Genomic DNA, 9,535 nt, shown 5'->3' with positions numbered 1-9,535 from the left:
AATAACAACATGTCCGGGTTCAGCCCGCTTCCCCCCCCCCCCCCGCGCCCCGGCGGGGGGGGGCGCCCGCGGGGCCCCCCGCCCCCCCCACCGCCTGTGCGCGGGCCCGTGCGGGTGGGCTACATCACGGCGGCCCGGCGCCGCCCGCGGGCCGCGCGGCGCCCGGCCGGCGGGGTGGCGTCGGCGTTCCAGGCGGCGACCGGGTTGCCCAGCCAGCGGGTGGCGCCGGGGACGTTCTCCCCGCGCATCACCAGGGAGGCCGGGCCGACCGTGGTGTCGTCGCCGAGCGAGGAGTTGAGCAGCACGATCGAGTGCGGCCCGGTGGTGGAGCCGGCGCCCAGGTGGACGGGGCCCAGCCGCATCACCCGGTCGTGGAACAGGTGGGTCTGCAGCACGGTGCCGCGGTTGACGCTGGCGCCCGCCCCGACGGTGACCAGGTCGCTCTCGGGCAGCCAGTGGGTCTCGCACCAGGCCCCGCGCCCGATCCTCGCGCCGAGGCTGCGCAGCCACAGGTTGAGGTAGGGGGTGCCGGTCATGGCGCCGCCGCCGAAGGGCATGGCGAGTTCCTCGACGAAGGTGTCGTAGAGCTCGTTGCGCCAGACGAAGGAGGACCACAGCGGGTGCTCGGACACCCGGAAGCGTCCGACCAGCAGCCACTTGGCGAGGGTGGTGAGCGCCAGGGCGGCCACGGCGGCGGCCGCCAGCACCAGGCCGGCCGCGCCGGCGGCGGTGCCCAGCCCGTAGTCGTCGCGGATCGCCTGGAGGGCGGCGAAGACCAGGTCGGCCAGGATCGCGGCGACGACGACCGGCAGCAGCCGGCAGACCTCGACGCCGGCCCGGGCCCACATCAGGCGCTTGGGCGGGTTGTAGGTGCGGTCCTCGCCGCCGGCGGCGGCCACCCGGGGCAGGGCGAAGGCGGGCCGGCCCAGCCAGGAGGAGCCCTCGGGGGCCTGGGCGGGGGTGTCGGAGAGCACGCCGACCAGGGAGTTGTCGGGCAGCGAGCGGCCGGGGCCGACGATGCCGGAGTTGCCGACGAAGGAGCGGCGCCCGACGTGGGAGCGGCCCAGGTGCAGCCAGCCGTCGCGCAGCTCGTAGGGGGCGACCAGGGTGTCGTCGGCGAGGAAGGCGCCGTCGTCGACCCGCATCAGGGCGGGCAGGGCGAGCACGGTGGAGGCCTCCACCCGGCGCCCGACCCTCGCGCCGAGCAGGCGCAGCCACACCGGGGTGAAGAGGCTGGCGTAGAAGGGGAACAGGGTGCGCCGGGCGCCGTCGCTGAGGTGGGAGACCCCCCAGGCGCAGAAGGCGACGCCGCCGGTGGCCGGGTGGAAGCCCGGGCGCAGCGGGAGCGAGAGCAGGCGGATCAGGAGGGCTATCAGTGCGGCGTGGCAGAAGACGGTCAGGACGGCCAGCGGCACGGTCAGCGGCAGCAGCTGGAGCAGGGCGGCGAGCAGGGTGCGGTCGGTGCCGACCAGCGGGTAGACGATGAACAGCGCGGGCAGGGCGGCCAGGACGGGGACGAGGCCGAAGAGGGCGAAGGCGGCGCCGTAGGCCGGGTTCCAGGCGCGGGTGCGCTTGGCGGGGGCGGTGGGCCAGGGGGTGCGGGCCTCGGTGCAGGGGCGGGCCGGGGAGCCGTGCCAGTGCTCGCCGGGCGGGACGGTGGCGGTGACGCAGGAGCCGGGGGCGATCTGGGCGCCGGCGCCGACGCGGGCGCCGGGCATCACGGTGGCGCGGTGGCCGACGGCGGCGCCCTCGCCGATGTCGAGGTGGCCGAGCTGGAGGGTGTCGCCGTCGAGCCACCAGCCGGCGATGTCGACCTCGGGTTCGAGGCTGGCGCCGTTGCCGATCCGGGCCAGGCCGGTGACCGGGGGCGCGGTGTGCAGCTGGACGTCGCGGCCGACGCGGCAGCCGAGCATCCGGGCGTAGCGCACGGCCCAGGGGGTGCCGGAGAGGTTGCCGGTGCCGAACATGGCGGTGTAGCGCTCGGCGGCCCACAGCCGCAGGTGGACGTGGCCGCCGCGGGGGTGGCTGCCGGGGCGGATGCCGGCGGTGATCAGGCGGGCGCCGGCGGCGGCGAGCAGGGTGCGGCCGGGGGCGGTGAAGAAGAGGAGCGCGCCGGCGGCCACGGGCCACCAGGAGCTGTGCGGGGCCCAGGGGATGTCGGTGCCCATGAGGTTGTCGGCGGCGATCAGGACGATCACCCAGCGCAGGCCGGAGAGGCCGAACATGGCGAGCAGCATCAGGGTCTGCCAGAGGCCGGCGCTGCGCGGGGTGGGGCGCACCGGCCTGCGGGGCGGGGCGGTCGCGGCGGATTCCGGCCCGGCCGCGGCCGCCTGGGCCCGCGGGGCCGGGGCGAGGGAGTCGAGGTAGCCGGCGAGGTCGCCGAGTACCGGGTGGGCGTAGAGGTCGGCGACGGAGACGCCGCTGTGGCGGGTGCGCAGTTCGGAGACCAGGCGGGCGGCGGTGAGGCTGGAGCCGCCGAGGGCGAAGAAGTCGTCGCCGTTGCCGGGGGCCATGCCGAGCAGGCGCTCCCACTGGCCGGCGAGCCAGCCGGCGGTGCCGTCCAGGGGCTGGGCGGGGCCGTCGGGGCCGGTGGTGCCGGTGGTGGGCAGCGGCCAGGGCAGGGCGTGGCGGTCGACCTTGCCGGAGGTCTTGGTCGGCAGGGAGTCGACCAGGGCCAGGACGGGCACCAGGGGTCGAGGCAGGCGCTCCAGCAGGTGCCGGCGGGCGGTGGCCAGGTCGGGGGTGGTGCCGGGCTGGGCGACGAGGTAGCCGACCAGCAGGTCGGCGCCGGCGGGGGTCTTGCGGACGGCGGCGGCGGCCGCGCGGATGCCGGGCAGGGCCTGGAGGGCGGCGTCGATCTCGCCGAGTTCGATGCGGCGCCCGCCGAGTTTGATCTGGTCGTCGGCGCGGCCGAGGAAGACCAGGCCCTCGGGGTCGTTGCGGACCAGGTCGCCGCTGCGGTAGACGCGGGGGGAGGCGATCGCGGGGTGCGGGCTGTACTTCTCGGCGTCCTTGGCGGGGTCGAGGTAGCGGGCGGTGCCGATGCCGCTGATCAGCAGTTCGCCGCTCTCGTACCAGGGCACGGGGTGGCCGTCGGGGCCGACGACGGCGATCTCCCAGCCGTCCAGGGGGGCGCCGATGCGCACCGGCTCGCCGGGGAGCATCCGGGCGGCGGTGGCGACGACGGTGGTCTCGGTGGGGCCGTAGGTGTTCCAGAACTCGCGGCCGGGGACGGCCAGGCGCTCGACCAGTTCGGCCGGGCAGGCCTCGCCGCCGACGATGATCAGGCGGACCTGGTCCAGGCACTCCTGGGGCCACAGGGCGAGCAGGGTGGGGACGGTGGAGATCGCGGTGATGCGGCGCTGGACGAGCCAGGGGCCCAGGTCGGTGCCGGCCTTGACCAGGGAGCGGGGGGCGGGGACGAGGCAGGCGCCGTGGCGCCAGGCCAGCCACATCTCCTCGCAGGAGGCGTCGAAGGCCACCGACAGGCCCGCCAGGACGCGGTCCCCGGGGCCCAGCGGCTGGGGGCGCAGGAAGATCCTGGCCTCGGCGTCGACGAAGGCGGCGGCGCTGCGGTGGGTGACGGCCACGCCCTTGGGGCGGCCGGTGGTGCCGGAGGTGAAGATGATCCAGGCGTCGTCGGCGGGGGTGGGCCAGGCGGGGCGGCCCGAGGGGCGGGCGGCGGGGCCGGCGAACAGGCGGCGCTCGGCGCCGACGACGGCGCAGACCCGGGCGTCCTGCCAGATCATCTCGGCGCGCTCGTCGGGGTCGTCGGCGTCCACCGGGACGTAGGCGGCGCCGCAGCGCAGCACGGCGAGGATGGCGACGTACAGGTCGGCGGTGCCGGAGGGGATGCGTACGCCCACCCGGTCGCCGGTGCCGATGCCGTGGCCGGCCAGGACGCCGGCGAGGGCGTCGACCTCCTGCAGCAGGGTTCTGTAGTCGAGGACGGCGTCGCCGGTGTCCAGGGCGGGCGCGTGCGGGTGCGCGTCGGCCGTGGCGGCGATGACGTCGAGGAGGCTTCGGGGGTGGGCGGGCTGGGCCACCGGCCAGCCGGCTGCCTGCCCCGGGTGGGGGCGGTGCAGCGTGACTGGGCCGGACGTGTCATGCCGTGCGTCCATGGGGTGGGTTCCTCGGCTCCGTTTTCCTGGGAGGGCGCGCATTGCCTGCTACGTGCGGTGACCTGGTCGTCACCTGGTGGGACGCGCCCACTCACCATGACTCCGCTGGGAGTCGGCTGGATGCAGCGAAGGTGCGGTCAAAGAGAATTCTCATCATCGATGCCGTTTCCTCAGGCATCGATACGAATCGAATGTCATTTCGGGGGGTTTCGAGCGTTTTCGATGGTGAAGGCTAATCGGCGGAAACCGGAGGGGCGTGACGACGGAGGGAAGAGTGATGAACACCATGGCGACCGGAACGGTACAGGTAGTGAGGGGTCGGCTACCGAATCGGGGGGTTTCGGACGGATTCTCGACCTGTGCACGTCATTCTCATCTTTGTGTGGGAGGCTGCCGCCGCCCTTTTCCGTGCGGATGTTTCCTGTGAATTCGGTGTGCGCCCGGGCCGCCCGCCCCGGCACCACCGGCCGGGACCGGCTCCTCTGGAACGCGGCGTACGGGTCCAACCTGCACGCCGCCCGCTTCTCCTGCTACCTCTGCGGCGGCCGCCCCGCGGGCGCGGCACGCGCCTGCCCGGGCTGCCGCGACCGGCGCCCGCCGCGCGCCAGCGCGGCCCTGCCCCTGCCCGGCACGGTGTACTTCGCCGGGCACTCGGCCACCTGGGGCGGCGGCACCGCCTTCTACGACCCCGCCGGGCCCGGGCCGGTGCCCTGCCGCGCCTACCTCGTCACGGCCGGCCAGTTCGGCGACGTCGCCGGCCAGGAGATACAGCGCACCCCCGCCGCCGACCTCGACCTCACCCGGGTCCTGGCCACCGGGCGCGACCGCCTCGGCCCCGGCCGCTACCGGGACCCTCCTGCGCGTGGGCGCGCTCCGGGGGCGCCCGGTGCTCACCCTCACCTCCCCCACCGGCCTGGCCGGCGCCACCCCCACCGCCCCCTCCCCCGCCTACCTGCGCACCCTGGCCGCCGGCCTCGCCGAATCCCACACCTGGGGCCCCTGGCGCACCGCCGGCTACCTCGCCACCCGCCCCGGCGCCGCCGGCCACTGGCCGGTGGCGGCGGTGGCGGCCCTGCTGGACTGAACGGGGGACCACGGCCCGCCCAGCCGTCGACGTCCGCGGCGTGGCACGGCTCGGTGACGGTCGGGCACAGCTGGGGCAGGTCGTCCGTGTACGGCGGCTCCATCGTCTGCGCCCCGGGAGCCGGGGCGCCGGGGACCTGGGTGGCGAAGCCGTACCGGACGACGGTGACCGCCCTCCCGCCGCCGAGGTCGATCACCCGCTGGTGCAGCGGCCCGAACCGGTGCCGGGCATCGCCCCGCAGCACGACCTGCTTGGTGTCCACGGGGAAGAGCACGAAGAGGGACAGCCGCCGGTGGTCGCCGATCATCGTCGGCCGCCTGCGGGCCGTGAAGGCCCCGGGCGGGCCACCGGTGACGTCGGTGTTCAGGCGGCCGTCGACGCGGGTGGTCGAGGCCAGGCACAGGTGGGAGTCGTCCTCCAGCCACACGACGTCCGCCCAGTCCTGGGAGCCCTCGCCCCGGTCGAGCACGACCGTGTTCTCCGGCGTCGGGACGGGGCAGTCCGGTGTGCCCTTGTGCATCGTGGCCAGCTCGTCCAGGACCCACTGCGCCGACGCCGGGGCCGGCTCGGGCAGCACCACCCGGTGCACCGCCGCAGTGGCCGCGGCCGTCGCCACCGCTGTCGCCACCGCTGTCGCCGCGGGTTTCGCCGCGGGTTTCGCCGCGGGTTCCGGCGTGCCGCCGTCCTGCCCCGTACAGGCCGCCGCCCCCAGCGCCAGCACCGCCGCCGCGACCACCGCGCCCCCGCGCCGCGCCGCACTCCCCATCACGCCACCCCCGTCGGCCGTCCCCCTTCGGAACGTTCGCCCACATCCTGCCCGCTCCGGCGGGCCTGGGGTGTCCGCGAACGGCAACAGCCGTGTCCCGAAGCGCCGCCCACCCCTCCAGGCCAGGCCGGGGCGGGCGGGGGTGCACCAGGCCTGCACCGGACGGGCGTTGGACCTCGGGCGGGGGCCTCAGGCGGTGGGCGGGGCGGGGACCAGGCCGGCGGCGATCAGGCCGGCGAAGACCGCCTGGCCGAGGGCCTGGACGGCGGACTGGGGACGGACCATCACGGTGAACTCCTTGATCCGGCCCTGCTCGTCGACGTGCACCAGGTCGATGCCGTGGATCTCCTTGCCGCCCACCACCGCCCGGAACAGCAGCACCGCCGAGGGCGCCTCGGTACCGTCCGCGCTGGTCTGCGCGGCGCCCTCGTACGCGCCGACGTAGCGGAAGTCCTCGAAGGTGCGCAGCAGCACCCCGAAGAGGCCGAGCACCATGGGCTTGCCCTCGAAGGGGCCGAACTTGACCGGGCTGTAGAAGCGGATGTCGTCGGTGAACAGGTCGTCCAGCGCGGCGAGGTCGCGGGCGTCGACGGCGGCGCGCAGGCGCTCGGCGGCGGTGGCAGCGGTGGTGGCGGCGGTCATGGCGGCACTCCCGGGATAGTCATGGATGTGACTAGTCAGATTGATGACTACTACCATGCGGATCACATCCGGCAACAGGAGGGAGGGCCGACCCGATGGCCCTGCGACACGCCGTGCTGGCCGCCCTGCTGGACGGGGAGGCCAGCGGCTACGACCTGGCCAAGGCCTTCGACCTCGGCGTGGCCAACTTCTGGTACGCCCAGCCGCAGCAGCTCTACGCCGAACTGGCCCGGCTGGAACGGGACGGGCTGGTCGCCGGGCGGGAGGTGGCGCAGGAGGGGCGCCCCACCAAGCGGCTGTTCACCGTCACCGCGGCCGGCCTCGCCGAACTGGACGAGTTCGCCGCCGCGAGCGCCAAGCCCTCCTTCGTGCGCGACGACCTGATGGTCAAGGTCCGCGCCGCCGACCACCTCGACCCCGCCGTGCTCGCCGAACAGCTCGCCGAGCGCGCCGAGTTCGCCCAGGCGAAGATCGACCTGTTCGAGCGGATGCTGCACGGCATGCGCGGCGGGTGGGACGAGGCGCGGTTCCTGCGCGAGGGCGAGCGGATCGGCCCGTACCTGACCTGCCTGCGCGGCCTGGCCTTCGAGCGGGGCAACCGGGACTGGTGCCGGGAGGCGATCGCCGTCCTGGCGCGGCGCAGCCGAACGCCGGGCGGGCGCGGCGCAGTTGAGCGCAGTTGAGCGGAAGCGCGGTCAGGCGCCGGGTGTCGGGGGGCGGATTCCGAGCCACTGCTCGGCGTCCCAGGCCTGGAAGCGCTCCACCTCGGTGAAGCCCAGTTTCGCCGCGAGCCGCATCGAGGCGGTGTTGGCGCTCTGGGTGGTCAGCACCACCGCCTCGCCGGGCAGCGCTCCGGCGAGCCAGGCCAGTGCCGCCGCGCACGCCTCGGCGGCGTAGCCGCGCCCCCAGGCCCGGGGCAGGAACAGGTAGCCGAGGTCGAGCCGGCCGGTGGCGGCCGGGCGGCGGTGGCCGGTCGCCCGGCGGAGCAGGACCAGGCCGACCATCGCCCCGTCGAGTTCGGCGACGAAGGTCCCGGGCCGGTCCTCGGGCGCCCCGGGCAGCTCGCGCTCCACCTGCGCGCGCGGCCGGGCCCCGCCGAGGTAGGTGTGCACCTCGGGCGAGGAGAGCAGGTCGACGAACGCCGCACGGTCGCACTCCCGGCTGCCGCGCAGCACGAGGCGTTCGGTGCGGATCGGTGCGGGCGGCCAGGCCACGGTTCCCAGGTCCAGGTCTTCCATCCGCGCACCCTAGCAAGGGCCCTCCGAGGGGCAGTTGGGCGACGGGCCCTACAGGCGGCCCCAGGCCACGAAGGCGGCCAGCAGCAGGTAGAGCGCGTCCACCGCCACCAGCGGGTACTCCCGGCGCCGCAGGCGCACCGCCGCCGCGCCGGCCATCAGCAGCGCCAGGCCGAGCGCGGCCAGCGGCACCAGCACCGGCGCGACGTGCACCAGCGCGGGCAGCACCAGGCCGAGCGCGGCCAGGACTTCGAGGGCGCCGATCGCCCTCACCGCCCCCGCGCCGAAGTCCTCGACCCAGCGGCCGCTGCGCCCGGCGGCGGCGATCCGCTCCTTGGGCACCAGCACCTTGAAGGCGCCGCCGAGCAGGTAGGCGGCGGCCAGCAGGGCGGTGACGGTCCACAGGGCAGTGTTCATGACGCTCGTTCTCCTCGGTACGTTTGTCCGCTGCTGCCCTCTGGGACAGGGCGGCCGGGCGGCCCGTGACAGCCGCCCACGGTGACGCGCGCCACCCCGGGGCCGGGGCGGCGCCGGGGACGGGAGACGGGGTGGCCATGGCGGGAGCGGCAGGAGCGGCGGGCGGCGCGGGCGCGACGGAGGCGGCGGGGTACCGGCCGCTGCTGTTCTCCATCGCCTACGGCATGACGGGTTCGGTGGGCGACGCCGAGGACCTCGTCCAGGACACCTTCCTCAACCTGACCCGCGCCCAGCGGGCGGGCACCACCGTCACCAACCTCAAGGCGTACCTGGCCACTTCGGTCACCCGCCTGGGCATCAACCACCTCGGTTCGGCGCGGGTGCGGCGCGAGTCCTACGTCGGCGAGTGGCTGCCGGAGCCGGTGGTCGCCTTCGCCGAGCGCCCCGGCGACGCCCCCGCCGAGCACGCCGAACTGGCCGACTCGCTGTCGATGGCCCTGCTGCTGATGCTGGAGGCCCTCTCCCCCGTGGAGCGGGCGGTGTTCCTGCTGCGCGAGGCCTTCGGCTACGGCTACCCGGAGGTCGCGGAGCTGACCGGCAAGTCGGAGGCGAACTGCCGTCAGATCCTGGCCCGGTCCCGCAAACGCCTGGCCGCGGGCGGCGCGGACACCCCGCTCCCCGCGGCCCGGCGGGCGGAGGGCGACGAACTGGCGCGCCGCTTCTTCGCGGCGGCCGCCGGCGGGGACCTGACCGAGCTGCTGGACCTGCTCGCCCCCGACGTGGTCTTCCACGGCGACGGCGGCGGCAAGGCGCAGGCGGTCGGAAAGTCGGTCGCCGGCCGCGAGCGCGTCGCCCAGCTGCTCGCCTTCGGCTTCGGCCGCGGCCGCGAACTCGGCATCACCCTGCACCCGGCGACGGTCAACGGCCGCCCGGGCGCGGTCTCCTACGACCCGCGGGGGCGCGTGGCCGCCGTCCTGGAGCTGGACATCGTCGACGGCGCGATCCGGGCGCTGCACTCCGTGTCCAACCCCGACAAGCTCGGCCACCTGGGCGAGGTCTCCGACATCGGGCTGCGACGGGTGCGGGAGCGGTAAACACACGAATCCCGTTCGGGTGAACCACCCCGCCCCGGCGCAGCATTGGGGCCGGCCGGGGGTAACCCGTCACCGGGAGTCGCCGAGTCCCCGAACGGTGGCGGGCGGCGGCTAAGGCCCCCCCCCCGCCCCCCCGGCCCCGAGGGGGGGCCGGGGGGGATCAACCCCGGCGGGCC

Annotated in this window: 7 protein-coding genes; 3 read left to right on the top strand and 4 right to left on the bottom strand. The window is 75.8% G+C overall.

What is annotated here, in order from left to right; genetic code table 11:
- Nucleotides 1-119: 119 nt before the first annotated feature.
- Nucleotides 120-4,121 (bottom strand): Pls/PosA family non-ribosomal peptide synthetase, encoded by a 4,002-nt coding sequence (locus tag ACFXOZ_RS34960; RefSeq protein ID WP_380593940.1) that lies wholly within the window; start codon nt 4,119-4,121, stop codon nt 120-122.
- Nucleotides 4,122-4,983: 862 nt separating this feature from the next.
- Between ACFXOZ_RS34960 and ACFXOZ_RS34955 the strand changes: the two genes are divergently transcribed.
- Complete coding sequence (locus ACFXOZ_RS34955; RefSeq protein ID WP_380593938.1) at nt 4,984-5,205, top strand: hypothetical protein; 222 nt, start codon at nt 4,984-4,986, stop codon at nt 5,203-5,205.
- A gap of 955 nt (nt 5,206-6,160) precedes the next feature.
- Here the strand turns inward: ACFXOZ_RS34955 and ACFXOZ_RS34950 are convergent.
- A complete protein-coding gene (locus ACFXOZ_RS34950) occupies nt 6,161-6,613 on the bottom strand; it encodes a nuclear transport factor 2 family protein (protein ID WP_375896493.1) in 453 nt (150 codons plus the stop codon).
- Between the two features lie 95 nt (nt 6,614-6,708).
- Between ACFXOZ_RS34950 and ACFXOZ_RS34945 the strand changes: the two genes are divergently transcribed.
- Entirely contained in the window at nt 6,709-7,296 is a 588-nt protein-coding gene (locus ACFXOZ_RS34945; protein WP_380593936.1) for a PadR family transcriptional regulator, read from the top strand.
- A 12-nt stretch (nt 7,297-7,308) separates the two neighbouring features.
- Here the strand turns inward: ACFXOZ_RS34945 and ACFXOZ_RS34940 are convergent, their stop codons facing one another.
- Both ACFXOZ_RS34940 and ACFXOZ_RS34935 read right to left on the bottom strand, forming a co-directional pair.
- Nucleotides 7,309-7,851 carry a GNAT family N-acetyltransferase gene (locus tag ACFXOZ_RS34940; protein WP_380593934.1) on the bottom strand — a complete coding sequence of 181 codons (543 nt, stop codon included), beginning with the start codon at nt 7,849-7,851 and terminating at the stop codon, nt 7,309-7,311.
- A gap of 48 nt (nt 7,852-7,899) precedes the next feature.
- The gene (locus tag ACFXOZ_RS34935) at nt 7,900-8,265 is read right to left on the bottom strand and encodes a DoxX family protein (RefSeq protein WP_380526987.1); all 366 of its coding nucleotides are present in this window, start codon (nt 8,263-8,265) and stop codon (nt 7,900-7,902) included.
- A gap of 137 nt (nt 8,266-8,402) precedes the next feature.
- On the opposite strand from ACFXOZ_RS34935, the gene sigJ reads away from it, so the two are divergent.
- Nucleotides 8,403-9,359, top strand: a complete 957-nt coding sequence (gene sigJ, locus ACFXOZ_RS34930; RefSeq protein ID WP_380593932.1) for an RNA polymerase sigma factor SigJ — start codon at nt 8,403-8,405, stop codon at nt 9,357-9,359.
- Nucleotides 9,360-9,535 lie beyond the last annotated feature (176 nt).

The sequence above is a fragment of the Kitasatospora sp. NPDC059160 genome (assembly GCF_042755465.1).
In the GTDB taxonomy this organism is placed as follows: Bacteria; Actinomycetota; Actinomycetes; order Streptomycetales; family Streptomycetaceae; genus Kitasatospora.
This window is presented reverse-complemented; position numbering and strand designations above follow the sequence as displayed.

Bases quoted from the DNA above. Each gene is read 5' to 3' on its own strand.
- ACFXOZ_RS34940 (WP_380593934.1), bottom strand. From the start codon at position 7,851: ATGGAAGACCTGGACCTGGGAACCGTGGCCTGGCCGCCCGCACCGATC.
- ACFXOZ_RS34935 (WP_380526987.1), bottom strand. From the start codon at position 8,265: ATGAACACTGCCCTGTGGACCGTCACCGCCCTGCTGGCCGCCGCCTAC.
- ACFXOZ_RS34960 (WP_380593940.1), bottom strand. From the start codon at position 4,121: ATGGACGCACGGCATGACACGTCCGGCCCAGTCACGCTGCACCGCCCC.
- sigJ (WP_380593932.1), top strand. From the start codon at position 8,403: ATGGCGGGAGCGGCAGGAGCGGCGGGCGGCGCGGGCGCGACGGAGGCG.
- ACFXOZ_RS34950 (WP_375896493.1), bottom strand. From the start codon at position 6,613: ATGACCGCCGCCACCACCGCTGCCACCGCCGCCGAGCGCCTGCGCGCC.
- ACFXOZ_RS34945 (WP_380593936.1), top strand. From the start codon at position 6,709: ATGGCCCTGCGACACGCCGTGCTGGCCGCCCTGCTGGACGGGGAGGCC.